This is a genomic window from Salinigranum halophilum (assembly GCF_007004735.1).
In the GTDB taxonomy this organism is placed as follows: Archaea; Halobacteriota; Halobacteria; order Halobacteriales; family Haloferacaceae; genus Salinigranum; species Salinigranum halophilum.
This window is the reverse complement of the sequence record NZ_SSNL01000003.1, coordinates 761,610-777,295: the sequence shown is the minus strand read 5'-3', so window position 1 is coordinate 777,295 and position 15,686 is coordinate 761,610. Positions and strand designations below refer to the sequence as shown.

At 60.5% G+C, this 15,686-nt stretch carries 13 protein-coding genes; 5 read left to right on the top strand and 8 right to left on the bottom strand.

What is annotated here, in order from left to right; genetic code table 11:
- Positions 1–19 precede the first annotated feature (19 nt).
- The 4 genes from E6N53_RS08555 (at position 20) to E6N53_RS08540 (ending at position 3,373) form a co-directional block, all read left to right on the top strand.
- Positions 20–736, top strand: coding sequence for a methionyl-tRNA formyltransferase (locus E6N53_RS08555; protein ID WP_142858403.1), 717 nt, complete (start codon positions 20–22; stop codon positions 734–736).
- Between the two features lie 42 nt (positions 737–778).
- The gene (locus E6N53_RS08550) at positions 779–1,729 is read left to right on the top strand and encodes a polysaccharide deacetylase family protein (RefSeq protein ID WP_161596531.1); all 951 of its coding nucleotides are present in this window, start codon (positions 779–781) and stop codon (positions 1,727–1,729) included.
- Positions 1,730–1,932: 203 nt separating this feature from the next.
- The gene (locus E6N53_RS08545; protein ID WP_142858399.1) at positions 1,933–2,751 is read left to right on the top strand and encodes a hypothetical protein; all 819 of its coding nucleotides are present in this window, start codon (positions 1,933–1,935) and stop codon (positions 2,749–2,751) included.
- A gap of 106 nt (positions 2,752–2,857) precedes the next feature.
- Entirely contained in the window at positions 2,858–3,373 is a 516-nt protein-coding gene (locus tag E6N53_RS08540; RefSeq protein ID WP_142858397.1) for a gluconate 2-dehydrogenase subunit 3 family protein, read from the top strand.
- 20 nt (positions 3,374–3,393) lie between these two features.
- Here E6N53_RS08540 and E6N53_RS08535 read toward each other — a convergent pair whose 3' ends face one another.
- From E6N53_RS08535 to E6N53_RS08500, 8 genes are all read right to left on the bottom strand, one after another.
- Entirely contained in the window at positions 3,394–4,335 is a 942-nt protein-coding gene (locus tag E6N53_RS08535; RefSeq protein ID WP_142858396.1) for a methionyl-tRNA formyltransferase, read from the bottom strand.
- Between the two features lie 150 nt (positions 4,336–4,485).
- Complete coding sequence (neuC, locus tag E6N53_RS08530) at positions 4,486–5,649, bottom strand: UDP-N-acetylglucosamine 2-epimerase (protein ID WP_142858394.1); 1,164 nt, start codon at positions 5,647–5,649, stop codon at positions 4,486–4,488.
- On the bottom strand, positions 5,649–6,323 hold the full coding sequence (locus tag E6N53_RS08525) for a PIG-L deacetylase family protein (RefSeq protein ID WP_161596530.1): 675 nt from the start codon (positions 6,321–6,323) through the stop codon (positions 5,649–5,651). Before E6N53_RS08525 ends, neuC begins: the two co-directional genes overlap by 1 nt.
- On the bottom strand, positions 6,320–7,399 hold the full coding sequence (gene neuB, locus E6N53_RS08520; protein WP_142858390.1) for an N-acetylneuraminate synthase: 1,080 nt from the start codon (positions 7,397–7,399) through the stop codon (positions 6,320–6,322). Before neuB ends, E6N53_RS08525 begins: the two co-directional genes overlap by 4 nt.
- A gap of 108 nt (positions 7,400–7,507) precedes the next feature.
- Complete coding sequence (locus tag E6N53_RS08515) at positions 7,508–8,683, bottom strand: DegT/DnrJ/EryC1/StrS family aminotransferase (RefSeq protein ID WP_142858388.1); 1,176 nt, start codon at positions 8,681–8,683, stop codon at positions 7,508–7,510.
- A gap of 6 nt (positions 8,684–8,689) precedes the next feature.
- The gene (locus E6N53_RS08510) at positions 8,690–9,682 is read right to left on the bottom strand and encodes an SDR family NAD(P)-dependent oxidoreductase (RefSeq protein WP_142858386.1); all 993 of its coding nucleotides are present in this window, start codon (positions 9,680–9,682) and stop codon (positions 8,690–8,692) included.
- Between the two features lie 380 nt (positions 9,683–10,062).
- Positions 10,063–11,052 carry an NAD-dependent epimerase/dehydratase family protein gene (locus E6N53_RS08505; RefSeq protein WP_142858384.1) on the bottom strand — a complete coding sequence of 330 codons (990 nt, stop codon included), beginning with the start codon at positions 11,050–11,052 and terminating at the stop codon, positions 10,063–10,065.
- Positions 11,053–11,178: 126 nt separating this feature from the next.
- Complete coding sequence (locus tag E6N53_RS08500; RefSeq protein ID WP_142858382.1) at positions 11,179–12,900, bottom strand: GMC family oxidoreductase; 1,722 nt, start codon at positions 12,898–12,900, stop codon at positions 11,179–11,181.
- A gap of 1,459 nt (positions 12,901–14,359) precedes the next feature.
- On the opposite strand from E6N53_RS08500, the gene E6N53_RS08495 reads away from it, so the two are divergent.
- The gene (locus tag E6N53_RS08495; protein WP_142858380.1) at positions 14,360–15,637 is read left to right on the top strand and encodes a YncE family protein; all 1,278 of its coding nucleotides are present in this window, start codon (positions 14,360–14,362) and stop codon (positions 15,635–15,637) included.
- Positions 15,638–15,686: the final 49 nt, after the last annotated feature.

The window sequence follows — 15,686 nt, the reverse complement described above, 5'->3', positions numbered from 1 at the left end:
GGGAGACAATACAGCCTACATGGACGTCGTCTTTCTCGGCACAAACAACTACGGCCGCGACATCTACGACTGGCTCTGCGACCGCGACGGAGTTAATGTGCGGGCGATGCTGACGGAGAGCAATCAGCTCGACCTCATCTCGACAATCGGGCCGGATCTCATCGTCGCGGCCGGGTTCACTCATGTCGTCCCGCCGGAGGTCCTTTCGATTCCCGAGAAGGGCTGTCTCAATGTGCATCCAGGGGTTCTCCCTGCGACACGAGGGTTCAACCCAAACGTCTGGAGTATCGTCGACGACCTCCCTGCCGGTGCAACAGTTCACTACATGGACGAAGGTATCGACACCGGAGACGTCATCGCGACACGAGCAGTGGAGACGTCGTTCGCCGACACCGGCAAGGACGTCTATCAGCGAGTCGAGCGAGCATGTGTCGAACTCTTTTGTGAAGTGTGGCCGGAAGTCGAGGCGGGCACCGTCGAATCGAGAGAGCAGGACGAGGCTGGAGAGAACTATTATCGGAAACAGGAGTTCATCGAGCTGTGTGAGCTCGACCCCGACGAACAAGTGCGTGCCGTCGATTTCCTTAATCGCCTGCGCGCGCTCACGTTCCCCCCGTTCGACAACGCGCGCATCGAGATTAACGGTGAGCAGTACTACGTAGATATCGATATCAGAACTGCAGCCGACGGTGAAGACGAGGCCGAAGACACGTACGGAACACTGTCATCTTACTGAAGATAACTCTCAAGACCATTGCTCTACCAGCACGGGACGAAAATGTCCGAGATGAACGCGGTGATGTACCACTACGTGCGGCCGACACCAAATCGCCCTCCGCACGGTTACTATCACCTCTCCCTCGACGATTTTAAACGACAACTCAGCTACTTCGAAGAAGAGTATGGGTTCGTCGATCGCGATTCGTTCATCAACTTCCTCCGCGGTAACCGAGACACACCCGACGGCATCGTCTTGACGTTCGATGACGCGTTGTTCGACCATCACGAGTGGGTCCTTCCGGAACTTCAGCGACGTAATCTGTGGGGGTTGTTTTTCGTGCCGACTGGCCCGTTCGTGAACGACCGCATCCTCCCAGTTCATCGGATTCACGCGCTTGTCGGATCGCTTCCCGCGAATGAACTTCACTATGAACTGGAGTCTGTCTTGGATACGGAGCCATCGATATCCGGCGAGTCGAGAGGCGTCACAGACGCGTACGACGAACAATCTTCAAGCGCTACTGTGAGCGAGTTCAAGCGGCTGTTAAACTTCGTCGTGGCACCCGAAGACGTTCAGGGCGTGCTCGATAGACTGGAGGGTAGACTCACAGACTACGAACCACCGACTGTGTCAGAATACTATCTCTCAGAGACACAACTACTAGAGATGGTGGATGCTGGAATGCTTCTCGGGGCACACTCGGTTACCCATCCAGTGCTCGCACGGCTTGACGAGAAGAGACAGCGGTCAGAAATCGAATCGTCGGTTACCTGGCTGGATAATCTGGTAGGTTCTCAACCCGTGACGACGTTTGCGTATCCATACGGTGGAGAGGATACGTTCACCGATACGACAGTCGGTGCACTCGCCTATGCAGGATGTGAGTACGCGTTCACAACAGAATCAGGTACACTTGCCGGACGTCATCGAGAAGCAGAGATGTTCTCTCTCCCCCGACGTGACTGTAACGAGTTCGACTACGGTAGTGCGACCTTCGAACTTCCTTAGCCCCCTCTGTCCAATCAAGGTATGACAAGTTGCCACGATATGTTGGAGATGAGGCTCAGTCGGGAACGCGATCTCCCTGTCCCACTAGCGAGCTCAAATACGTTCGATTCAGAATAATTTAATTACCGACGAACCATGCCTCATCTAGAGATGGATGAATGAAATGAGTGTCTCGGCTATGTGCACCCACGGGGGCTGTGCTCATGGGTAGCACAGACATCCGCGAGAGATTTTCAGTCGAATTATTTCCGACTGGAATCATCACGATCGCCGTGACAGTAGGAAGCGCACTTCTATTCGACACGGTAGTCTCGTGGGCGCTTGCTGCTGTACTAAGTGTCTTCATCCAACCGTTCGCGTTCCTCGTCACCCTCGGAGTGGTAGCCATTGGAGCTCACGCGCGATGGGGACTCTCGTTTGGTGTACTTTTGTCTGGAATAATCGCTGGTGACTGGTCCGGTGGTGTTGCAAGCGGGCTCGCCGTGTTCATCGCAGCAGTCGTGGGCAGTCAACTGTGGGTTTCCGACCACGAGAACTTAGTCTGGTATCGCTGGCTCACCCATTACGGGTTCGTCGCACTCGTCTCGACGCTTACACTCGCTGCAGCCACTGCCTGGCTTGCTGACGCGTTTAATATCGCGCAGTTCTCAATCGTGGTCAGCCAGTCGTTCACTGCAAATCTGGTTTTCGCATTACTCGGGGCCCCAGTCGCGTGGGCAGTCGCTGATATCGGGAGGCGGTGGGGAGAGTTGAGACCTCCGCGTGCAATCTCGATGAGCGAGCGGCTCCTCGTATTGGGCATCCTCTCGCTATGGATCATCGGCGGATATGTCGGGAGCTTTTTATATCAAGCAGCCTATACAGTCCCCATTGAACTGTTCGGCCGGCGTCTCGGCGATTCCGTAGAGGGTGTCGTCAGGCTCGGTGGCCCCCAGGGGCAGTACGCAGTGTTCCTTCTGGGGCTTATCGCACTCGTTGCACTGTTTACTGCACTTCGATTCGAACTGGATTCTTCTAACTAGCTTAACAGCGTCCTTACCACGCACAGACTCACTCCTCATCGGTGGTCCGGGTACGCACTGGCTAACAACGCTTATTTACTAAATCAAAACTATGTTACTAGCAAGTATGGAGTTGACGAGGCGAGACGCCTTACTCGCGCTCGCCAGCGGGGGAATTGTCGCATCGATGGTACTTAGTTCCGACACGCTGGACGAAGAACTTTCAGATACGGATATCGACACGCTTGTTCAGCTAGCGGAGGTGTTGTATCCGTCAGTCGTCGAACCCTCACGAGAGTTTATCAAAGCGTACGTTGTCGGACGGTACCGTTCAGATGGTGAGCGACTTGCCAATCTAAAATCCGCGCTACGGGTCGTACAGCGGACGAGTAGACGGGAGACTGGGAAGCCGCTCGGTGCTCTTGATATCGACACTCGCGATAAGGTTCTAAGAGCCACGGGCGGAGATCGTGCGTACCCTGACCCGAGCGGCACCGACGCACAGCGGGTTCGGTACTATATAATAAACGACCTCCTCTATGCGTTCTACACCACACCAAAAGGTGGGAGACTTGTTGGTAATCGAAACCCGAAGGGATACCCCGGGGGAGTCGAAGTGTACCAACAGGAACCGGATACCTGATAGCCGATACAAAGTTACGGTCAGGTCTTCTCTGTGAGGTCGTGTTCGAACCGATCGCCGACGTCGAAACCGCATTCCGTCACGAGCGCGCTCGCCGGCCGTTCGCTCCTCTCGATTTCGATGCGAGTGAGTTCGACGACGCCTTCCCACGCACCCACCCCGAGTGCGTCTCCATCGACATAGCGGATCGTGCCGGGTCTGACGAACGTCGGTTCATCCGATGGCGGGTTCGCCGCCCAGATCGTCACCCGCTGGCCGTCGAGGAAGCTGAACGCTCCGGGGTACGGGTGTGACTGCCCGCGAATCCAGTCGTAGATCTCTCGCGGTGTCTTCGTCCAGTCGATCCGTCCGTGTTCCGGCCGCCGCCGCGGCCACCACGTCGCCTCGTCTTCGTCCTGCGGCGTCCGTGGAACCTCGCACGCGGCGAGTCGCGGATACACCTCCCGGACGAGCGTTCGACCGGCATCGACGACCTTCTCGTACAGCGAGGCTGCGTCGTCGCGCTCGTCGATCGGAATCGACACCTGTCCCGCGATATCGCCCGCGTCTGCCGCCTCGACGAGGTGGAACATCGTGAGTGCCGTCTCGTCCAGCCCCTTGATGAGACTCCACGCGATGGGGGCGCGGCCTCGTCCGCGGGGGAGTGGCGCAGGGTGCATCCCGAACGCGGCGACGGAGGGGATATCGAGAATCCGCGCTTCGACGAGTCGCGACCAGCCGACGACGAACAGGAGGTCAGGGTCGTAGTCGGTGAGGCGGTCGACCCACTCGTCGGTGTTGAGCGACTCGACGCGGTGAAGGTCGACGTCACGCTCCGCGGCGAACCCCGCGAAGTCCGTCTGGTCGGCGATTCGGTCCAGTTCCGGTCGAGTGAGGACTGCCTGGAGGTCCGCACCCGCTCGATCGAGTTCCTCCAGACAGGCCAGCCCGAGGTCGTTGTGGCTCACGAAGACCGTTCGCATACCTGGAAGAGTGCGTAGTGCAGTGGTATAGTGTTGCTCGCCTGTTGCCGAGGGGACTCCTTGGGCGTGTCAGCCTGACCGAACCCCCGCGATAAATATACTTATTATTCAAAATATAAAATCGTGCGAGCAGTCTGCCGCCGACCGAAATCAGAACGTCAGGCGCTTCCGCACGAGACGCTCGTCGAGGTCGACCGTGGCGAGGCGGTCGACGATGCGCTCGCCAGCCCCACCGTAGTCGTAGGGGCTCTCACACGTCGCCGCGCGCTGACGCAGCGCGTCGTCGGTCAGGCAGCGTTCGACGGCCTCTCGTACAGCGTCCGCCTCGTGACTCACCGAGACGACGTTCTCCGCCCGCTGTCGGCCTGACTGACGCGGCCCGACGTCGACGACCGGGAGGCCGAACGACGGCGCTTCGATGATCCCGCTGCTGGAGTTGCCGACCATCACGTCCGCGGCGGCCATCACACCCAGAAAGTCACGTCGGGGGAGGCTCCGCGTGGTCATCGCACGCGCGCCGAGCGGGTGCGACTCGATGGCCTCGATGGCGCGTTGGCCACCGGCATCCGAGTTCGGATACACGAGCACCACCTGGAGTTCGTCGAACGTCTCGAGCGCGTCGAGCGTGGCCCGCATCTGGTCGCCCGCTGCCTCGGCCTCCGTCGTGACGGGGTGCTGGACGACGAGTGCCAGCGGTCGCGCGGTGTCGAGTCCGTATCGCTCTCGGACCGCCTCCGGAGACGTGTACTCTCCCGCCAGGATGTCGTCGAGCCCGGGTGCGCCCACCGTCGTGACTCGCCACGGTTCTTCACCGAGTTGTTCGATGCGCGCGGCGCTCTGCTCGGAGACCGGGAAGTGCAGGTGAGCGAACTTCGTCAGCGCGTGTCGAATACTGTCGTCGATGATGGCGCCGTCCATCGAGTCACCGCCGTGGACGTGCGCGATGGGAATGTTCATGTGCGCGGCCGCGACACCCGCGGCGAACGCCTCGTCGCGGTCGCCGAGGACGAGCACGACGTCGGGATCGAGCCGACCGAACGACTCGGCCAGTCCCGAGAGGCCGAGGCCGAGTGACTTCGCCATCGTCAACCCCGAGTCACCGTCGACCTGCATGTGGACGCGCTCGTCGACGGTGAAGCCGTCCGCTTCGACCTCGTCGACGGTCATCCCGTGACGTGGCGAGAGGTGCATCCCGGTGACGACCGTGAGCAGTTCGAGTTCGGGGTGCGCGTCGATACCCCGCATCGACGATTCGAGAAGGCCGTACTCGGCGCGGGTGCCCGTGACGACGGCGATACGTCGTGGTGGTGCCATTAGGGCACCTCCAGCCGTTCAGTGACGACCTCGAACGCCTCCGCGGCCGCGAACCCGGCTTCCGTCCCGCGAGTCTGTGCGCGCGCGCGGAGCGCCTCGGCGGAGCGCGGATGTGGGTACGACCGTGTCTCGGTCTCGTACGCGCCGAACGCCTCGATCTTCCTGTCGAGGACGCCGCTCACGTCGACGTACGCCGAAGGGTTGAACTGCGGCGTCGACCCACCGGTCCACTCCGTCGAGGACGGTGTCTCGTACGCCAACACTCGCGTGACGCCCGAACCGGGCCGCGTCGCGACGACCGTCGACTCGTGGACGGCGACGTGGTCCCGATTCACCTCGTTTCGCGCGTGCGTGTACACGATGTCCGGGGCGACCTCGTCCACGACGGACTCGATGACGGCGTTGACCTCTACGTGCGGTACGTCGTCGAGACGCATGTCGGGGAGGTCACCGAAGTGGACGTCGGTCGCCGCGAGCGTCTCGGCACACGCCCGTGCCTCCCGGCGTTTCGTCTCGATGAGCGACTCGTCGTCGTACTGCGCCGTCGTCCCCTCGGTGACGATGAGGAGGTGCACCTCGTCGCCCGCGTCGGCGTGTCGGGCGAGCGTCCCTCCCGGACCGAGTACCTCGTCGTCGGGGTGCGCGCCGACCGCGAGGACCGTCCGGTCGCTCACCGGTCCCACCCCTCGACGGTGTCGGCGGTGACCGGGTCGCCGGCTTCGAGCGTCGTCGCCGTGCGGTGTCCGACGAGCGCGTCCAGTTCGCCCGGTGCGAGACCGTCGGCCGGCCGCACGACCGAGACGTTCGAGCGGTCGAAGTGCTCGCCGCGCTCGATCGTGGTCGTCGCGTGGAGGCTCTTGCGGATGACGTCGCGGTTCGCGGTCTCCGTCTCTGTCGGCCGTTTCTCCGGACGACCGAGCGCGGTTGTCGCGTCCCGGACAAGCGACACGGCCCGCGCGAGTTCGTCCGGTTCGAGCGACGCGGCGTGGTCGGGGCCCGGAAGCGTCTTGTCGAGCGTGAAGTGTTTCTCGACGAGGCGCGCGCCGGCCGCGACTGCCAGTGCGGGCGTTTCGACCGCCGTCGTGTGGTCGGAGTATCCCACCGGGACGTCGAACGCCTCGTCCATCGTCTGCATCGCGCGGAGGTTCACGTCTTCGAGCGGGGCCGGATACGCCGACGTACAGTGAAACAGCGCGACCGGTGGCGACCCCGCCTCGCGGACGGTGTCGAGTGCGCTCTGCACCTCTTCGAGCGTTCCCATGCCCGTGCTGATGAGCAGCGGTCGGCCGAACCCGGCGACGTGTCGCAACAGCGGGACGTTGTCGAGTTCGCCCGACCCGAGTTTGATTGCGGGCAGGTCCAAATCGTCAAGCAGGTCGGCGCTCTCGGGGTCGAACGGCGTCGAGAGGAACTGGATACCGCGGTCGGCGCAGTACTCGATGAGTTCGTCGTGTGCCGTCGGCGGGAGTTCGAGTCGCCGGAGCATCTCGTACTGCGAGTCGGCCTCGTCGGTCTCCTCTTGGTACTCGGCTTTGGGCGCGTCCGGCGAGACCAGTCGGTCCGCAGCGAACGTCTGGAACTTGACCGCATCGGCACCGGCGTCGGCCGCTGCATCGACGAGTTCACGAGCCTGCGCCAGATCGCCGTCGTGGTTGACGCCCGCTTCCGCGATGAAGTACGCTCCGTTACTCGGGAGGAAACCGTCGAGGGTCCCGACGCTGTCGGCCTCGCCGACACCGGTTTCAGTCATGTGAGAACCACGGCCGCTCTGTCAGTTAGTCGTTCCGACAGCGTATCGAAACGTCAGCCTGGGCACCGCAGCGACGCGCGCGACCGTCGAGTGGCCCTTCAGCCACCGTCACCGCTGTTCGTCGAGCGCGGCCGACAGCGTGGTCACGACGCGCTCGACCGCCGGTTCGGAGAGGTTCGGATGCATCGGAAGCGACAGCACCCGCGAGGAGAGGTCCTCAGTCACCGGCAGCGTCCCCGGCTCACAGTCGTGTTCGGTTCGGTAGTACGTCGAGAGGTGGGCCGGGTCGAAATACACCTTCGAGGCGATGTCGTGTTCGGCCAGCCGTTCTGCGACCGCGTCGCGGTCGACCCACGGGGCGAACCGGACCGTGTACAGCTGGTAGACGTGGCGTTCGTCACCCGCGCCGTCGGCCGGCGGCGTCACGCCGTCGACTGCCGCGAGACGCTCGGTGTACGCGTGGGCGACGGCACGACGTCGAGCGACGAGGTCTTCGATCCGGTCGAGCTGGGCGACGCCGAGCGCGGCCACGATGTCGGGCATCCGGTAGTTCGACCCGAGCGTGGTGTACTCGCCGCCGCCGGTCGAGCCGAAGTAGTCCCCCGAGACGCGGCCGTGCGACCGGAGCAGGCCGACGCGCTCGGCGAGTTCGTCGTCGTCCGTGACGACTGCACCGCCCTCACCGGTCGCGACGATCTTGTTCTGACAGAAGCTCAACATTCCCACGTCGCCAATGGTTCCCACGTACTCACCGGCCGCCCGCGCACCTTGCGCCTCGGCGGCGTCCTCGATGAGGGTGAGGTCGTGGTCGTCGACGAGCCGCGCGAGCTCGTGGATTCGACACGCCCGCCCCGCGTAGTGGACGGGGACGATCGCCGCGGTGTCGGCGGTGAGTCGGGCTTCGACCGAGTCGGGGTCGAGACCGTACCGTTCGGGCTCGATGTCGGCGAACACGGGTGTCGCACCGGTGGCGACGACGGCGTTCGCCGTCGAGATGAAGGTGAACGACGGCACGATGACCTCGTCGCCGTGGCCGATACCACACGCTTCGAGCGCAGCGGTGAGTGCCGTGGTTCCGGAGTTGCAGACGACGGCGTGTTGGACGCCGAGCGACGACTCCAGGCCGTGCTCGAACTCGTCGACGTACGGTCCGTTCGCCCAGTACCCACCGCGGGTGATGGAGTCGACGGCGTTCTGTATCTCGGCTCGATCCCAGTCGATCTCGAAGAGCGGGATCGGCGACGGAGTCCCGTTGCTCACCTGGGGAGAGATGTTGTCGCTCATCGAACGTTACAGGCCGGAGAGCAGTTCAGCGACCTCGTCACGGGAGAGGTGAGTCGCGCGGTCGGAGCGGTACGGGGTCTCGAGTTCTGCACCGCCATCTGAGACCAGTTCGTTCCCGGCCTCGGACTGCGGTGGGATGAGGAACGAGTCCTCGAGTTCGATCGCACTTCGTGCCTCCGTCTCGGTGAGCAACCGTTCGTGGAGTCGCTCTCCCGGTCGCATGCCGATGAGGTCGATATCGATGTCTGCCGAACCGGGTTCAGCGGGCGCTGTGGTCTCTATCATCGCGTCCGCGAGGTCCATGATTCGAACCGACTCCATCTTCGGCACGAGCATCTCACCACCGGACAGCGTATCGAGTGAGTCGACGATGAACTCGGCTGCTTCCGACGGGGTGAACATGAAGCGAGTCATGTCAGAGTGGGTCACGGTCACCGGGCCGCCGTCTGCGATCTGTTTCTCGAAGATGCGGACGACGGACCCGCTGCTGCCGAGGACGTTGCCGAGTCGGACGCCGCCGAAGACGACATCGTCAGTCTCGCGGTCGGCCGCCATGAGCAGGCGCTCGGCGAGCATCTTCGTCGCACCCATCGTCGACGTCGGCTGTGCGGCCTTGTCGGTGCTCACGCCGAGCACGCGCGTGACTCCCGTTGCTCGGGCCGCGTCGATCACGTTCTGCGTGGCGAGGGCGTTCGTCTTGATCGCCTCGTACGGGTTCTGTTCGCTGACCGGGACGTGTTTCAGAGCGGCCGCGTGAACCACACAGTCGACGTCGGCGAACGCCTGTTCGAGTGCCTCCTGATCACGGACGTCGCCGAGAACGAACGTGAGACGGTCGGAGTACTCCTTGAGGTCCTGTTCCGCGTTGAACAGCCCCCGTTCGTCGTGATCGAAGACGTAGACCTGCTCGACATCGCGGCGCGTAAGAAACTCATCGACGATAGCAGAACCGAGTGAGCCACACCCTCCTGTCACTAATACGCGCTCCTCGTGTTGCATTTCCTTCACCTAGATAGTAATCACATAAATACGTTTTCTAGTCGCTGGAAATTCGAATCAGCTGACTGATTACAAAATTTTATTATATGATTCTAACCGGACATCTGGACACGATACTATTCAGAAGGCCAAAATTACATCCTGGGAACGATATCGACTCCGCTGTTCATAGACGAATTACAGCGGATAAGACGGTTCAATCTATTTGGAGGCCGCTTCAAGTAAGACGACTTTCTCCCGTGTTCCTACATCGATAGTTTTCCTCGTCATCAAAGACGTCGCGTTTTATTATAAATTGTGGAGAGTGTCGTAGAACTAGACGGTCGCGCTCGACGCTGTCTGAATCAACAACCGTGACAAATTCAACAACAGCAGTCGTCTTACGACGACAACACGAGTGGCTCATACCAGTCTCGATTCGCCTGGTACCATTCGATGAATTTCGTTACGCCCTCCGAAATCGTGTGGTTAGGGTCGTATCCAATGAGCTTGGCGGCTTTTGTGATATCGGCATGCGTATGATCAGCGTCAGCCGCGTATCGGTCGGCATATTCCAGTTCAAGCTCTGGGTCAATCTGGTCACGAATCTCGGTCGCGAGGTCACGAATCGCGATATTATCCGCAGATCCGATATTGAGCGCTTCCCCATCGGCGCAATCAGTCGAGAGTAAGGAGACGTTAGCATCTACGATGTCGTCGACGAAGGTGAAGTCACGAGTTTGAGTTCCGTCACCATAAACGACTGGTGGGTCCCCATTTGTGCATCGCGAAACGAAGTTCGAGATTGCCATGTTGGGGCGCATCCGCGGACCGTAGACAGTAAAGTAGCGGAGTGCGACCGTAGGAAGGTCGTATACTTGATGATACGAGCAAAGGTATCGCTCTGCGGCCAATTTTGACGCGCCGTACGGGCTCACCGGTAGAGTGGGGTCGGTCTCGCCAAACGGGAGGTACTCTTCGCGTCCACCGTAAACAGACGACGACGACGCCATCACCATACGTTCAATCCCCCACTCTCGTGCGGAATCGAGAATATTTAGAGTTCCATCGACGTTTACCTCGTTGTACACACGGGGCTCCGCAACGGAATCTCGGACGCCAGCTCGGCCAGCTTGATGATAGACGTAGTCTGCTGTCTTTACAAGCTGGCTTACCAGCGAGGAATCGCGAATGTCACCCTCAACGAACTCGTAAGCACCATCTGTCTCGGCTGCGAGACGCTCGCATTGGTCAATTGTGTGTCGCTTGATGTCGAGGTCGTAGTACGGATGCATTTCGTCCAAAGCGACGACACTGTACCCTTCGGATATGAATCGTGCCGAGAGGTGCCCACCGATGAACCCCGCTCCCCCGGTCACTAAGATTTCCATATCTGTTAGGGGACTCGCCTACGATGATATATCCTCTGGAATATCACAAAAGCAAAGTCGTATTTGCCCACGTTCGGGAAGAATCCAATTCTCAGACGGCTGTAGTATCACCGACTATTTCGTCACTCAGAGGACTTCTGAATCGAGATGCTCAGCCAACCGAAGCGCTGTTGCTGCGATCGTGAGCGTTGGCTGGGTCGCTCCAATCGTGACGAAGGTGCTTGCACCGGAGACATACAGGTTCTCCACGTCGTGAGTCCGGAGATTTGGGTTGACCACACTTTCCGAGGGGTCAGTTCCCATTCGTGTCGTTCCAGACGAATGACCAGCGCCATCCCAAAAGCTGACGCGTTCGACCGCTTCCACCGTTGCGTCAAGGGTGTCGACGATTTCTTCGATCACATCGAACGCACGCTCGGCAGTTCGCTTACTATACGAACCGGGGCTCCACGAGACATCAGGAACGGGATCTCCGAAGGCATCTGTCTGGTCGTCGTTCAGTGTCACACGGTTATTCGGGTCCGGTAGCGGTTCAATTTCGGCAGAGATACCGAAGTAGTTACCATAGTGGTCTCGAACGGAATCTAATAGCTCATCCCCCCAGATTACTGGTTGATTGTTCTTTAACGGTTCAGCTAGCGTTGATCGACTTGGGTCGGCGAGCACGTTTGAGAGGTCAGCCAGTGTCCCACGCTGTTGCAATGCGATGTCGAGGACTTTCGGACCTGCTTCGTTCTCGAACTCCAGTTTGAACGACCCAGGAGGAGGACCCTCTGGTTCGTAGAACTGATACGACTCGGTGGTTCCGAATCCAATTCGATGTTGACCAGTCGATTGGGCCAGTCGCCCGATGACACCGACATATGGGTGCTCCATGAAGTACCGCCCTACCGCCCCGGATGAATTGGCTAATCCGTTGGGGAAGGCGTCAGAGCGAGACAAGAGGAGGAGACGTGCGTTTTCGACGGCCCCTGCTGCGAGGACGAACTGTCGGGCTTCCTGTCGATAGAGATCACCTTCTGGTGTCTGATAGAGCGCGGCTGTGACTCGGTTGGCACTTGAGTCGTACTCAAGTCGGCGAACGGCTGCCTGGTCGATTAGTCGAGCCCCTTCGTCCTGTGCCTTCTCTACGTGTACGTCCGCGCTATACTTCGCACCCGACGGACAGACCGGCGAGCAGGTTCCGTATCCGACACAGGAAGACCGCCCATCGTACCCTCTCGAATTCCGTGCGTTCGGAACTGAGTGTGTCTCGATACCGAGTTTTTCACAAGCCTCAACGAACAGCTCGTCGGAGTAGCTCGGGGGGAAGGGTTCCATCGGATACGGCTCTTCGTGTCGAGGTGTTACCGGGTTATCATCGGTACCTGCAACACCGAGCTCTCGTTCGGCGAGTGCGTAGTACGGCTCAAGGTCGTCATAGCTGAGTGGCCAGTCTGATGCGACACCGTACCGCGTCTCCATCTCGAAATCCTTCTCCGGGAATCGTTCAACCCGTCCCCCCCAGTGTAAAGTCGATCCCCCGACACCTTTCACTCGCTTCGTGTTCAAGGTGTAGCGTTCGCGTCCACTCGAGGAGAACGCGTCACGCTCCTCATCAACATCCCACACAGACCGCCTTTCCCCACCGGGGCGGAGAAACCTCTCCATTCTCTCGGGACGGTCAGTCGACTCGAACGACTTCCCTGCCTCGAGCAGGATTACGCTGTGACCACGTTGGGATAGAGAGTGTGCAACGAGAGCCCCCGCAGGACCCGCACCGATGATACAGACATCCGCTTTAGACGAAGGCGTTCGAGTAGTCTCTGTCAATTTATTTACACCGCCTGGATTCAGTGAAGAGTTCATAAACGGTCGGTTCAATCCATCTCAAAGAACACGAGGCGCCAACCTCACGGGATACGACGGAAGAGACATACTCGTTCGTAGATTTCAGAGACGACACGTATGTCATGAGTATTCGTGTATAGCATAGCCAAGCAAAAGTCCTTGTTGGATGGAAGCCACTCGGTTCGTATATAATTCATCTGAATTAGACCGACCCTCGCAGGGCAACAACCGTGACACTTCCGACAAGTGCACCGAAACCAGCCCCTGACTGGTGGACAGGTGTTGCAGGTGACCCAGTAAATAAATCCAGTGCGATTACGAGACCGACGACGAACAAGAGGGTGATAACCATCAGGGGACTCGGTGTGAAACTGTTGCCGCTTACAAAATCACGAGATGAACAGGTCTGTTGGCCGAGAGGTGATCTCACCTGACTCCAAAGTGTAAATATACCAATTGTTAATGTTGTTCCGAGAAATGCGAATCCAACTGTGGAGGCACCATAGCCGTGTGTGGTCATCCCAAAGAGATCAAACGCATACGACCCAACGATGGGAGATACCAAAACGAGTTCCCAATAGATAACAGTAAACCAACTACGTAATCCTATCGTGGCGAGGAACAGGAGCAGTACCCAAGCAGCCAGCATAATGAGGACGACGTTACCGATGACGTGGGTATGGTACCCTGACGGGTCGTGAACTAACGCGTGCGCAACGCGGGTGAGTTCGTGCCAGGCCCACGCGTACGGAGTGAACGGCTCTGGTGCGAGCCGACGCACCGGGATCGTCTGCGCGACAGTGTATCTCACGTATTTGAGTCGCATCCACGTGTCGAACATCGGTTGGACGAGAAAGTGAACGGTGAGTAGGAGAATGGGGACAGACACGATGGTCGCCGCCTCCCGCCACGTCGGCCGAGGGAGCCCACCGACGACACGCACGTCGGGCCGGTACGCCCCATCATCACGCATCTTCGGCTGCCGCGAACCCGGTCGAGGGCGGTCATGTCGGCTGCTCATGGCTGCCCGCCTCTCAATCGAGAGATGTCTCTCGCGCACGTGGAGTGCGTCCCTCCGCCTGACATTGATACCGATACTTTCGACGAACCGTATTTACAACAATCGGGCCAGAAATCAAATCAGATATTTAGTGACTACAAAACATCGCCGCCCCCTATCACAGCCTCGTTGCCACGTTCACGCGCGATATGAGACCCACTGTGACTGTCGTTTCGATACTATTTCCGATAAAATGGATAGCGGCTGGAGACAGCACGAACGGCCGTGCACGGCCGAGTCCATCGAGACGACTGCTTATGACGATTCAGCCACAGAGGAACAGACAGTGACCGTCAGACGCCCTCACTCTCCACGACGTTCTCCGGCCAGCCAGCCACGATGCACCGAAACGATTGGCCCTCCCTGTCGTCGGCGTCCTCCGTTCACCAGCGAACACCACACCGGGGGCGACCCACGATGAGCGACTCCGACCGAGACCCCGTCCTGTATCCGAACGCGGACGGCGCTCGCCCGCGTCGGGACGTCTCCCGACGACGACTGCTCGCGGGGTCTGTCGCCGCGGGCGCAGCAGCCACGGCCGGCTGTACGGGGAACAGAACGGGCGATAGCGCCGACGAGCGCACCCGCCCGTCCGTCTTCGTCTTCAACACCGGCGACAGTACCGTCAGCGTCATCGACCCGACGACGGACGAGGTCCTCACTACTCAGCACCTCGGACTCACGTCGTCGTTCCCCTCGAACCAGTACACTCCCGCGCTGACCGACAGTCCCGAAGACACGCTCTGGCTCAACGTCGGCCGGGGGGTTCGCGGCCTCGGGGCCGGGTCGCTCGCCGAGCGGGTCGCCGTCGAGACCGGGTCGGGGGCGAACTGGCTCGAGCAGACCCCGGACGGGACCACACTCGTCGTCAGTGCGCGCGAGCCCGCGCACAGACAAATCCGTCTCGACGCCGACCCCTCCTCGGAGACGTTCGGTGAGGTCACGGCCGAACTCGACCGCCGGAGTGAGGGCGGAACCGGGGACAACGACGGTCCGGGACCGTGTGACGTGACGATCCATCCAGATGGACAGTACGCGTACGTCCCGGACCTCTTCGGCGACACGCTCACCGTCCTCGACATCGAGGCGTTCGAAATCGTCACACAGGTCGACGTCGAACCGGTCGCTGGTGGGTACGCCCGACCCTGGATGGCGACGGTCGCGCCCGACGGCGAGACACTCCTCGTCGAGCACAACGAGGGCGCGACTGGGACAGAGAGCATCTGGGATTTGTCGGACCCGGCCGCTCCTGACGAACGCGTCCGCCTCACGAGCGACGATGACCTCGGAGAGGGTCCACTGACGAACGAAATCGGCCCGGATTCTGAGACGGGCTACGTGTTCACCCCGGGAACGAACGATGTCACTGTCGTCGACCTCGTCGAGGGGTCAGTGCGCGAGCGGCTCGACCTCGGCGGGTCGGCGTTCGTCGGCACCTGGGACCCCGCTCACGAGAAGCTGTACGTCCCGGTGCAGACGAACGACGAGGTGGCCGTCGTCGACCACGCGTCGGGAGAGATCACGGCGAAGATTCCCGTCGGGGCGCGTCCGTACGGAGCGACGGCCGCGAACGTCCGGCCACAGTTCGAGACGTCGAACGACATCGTCACCGCGCTCGCCACCATGGGCGTGTCGTTCCGCGAGACCGAGACCACGTACTGTATCGGTAACTGCGCGTGCGGACACCGGCTTTAGTAGCTCGGCGGTGACCGAGATACTAGCGGACGTCGTGCGGCGGTTTATG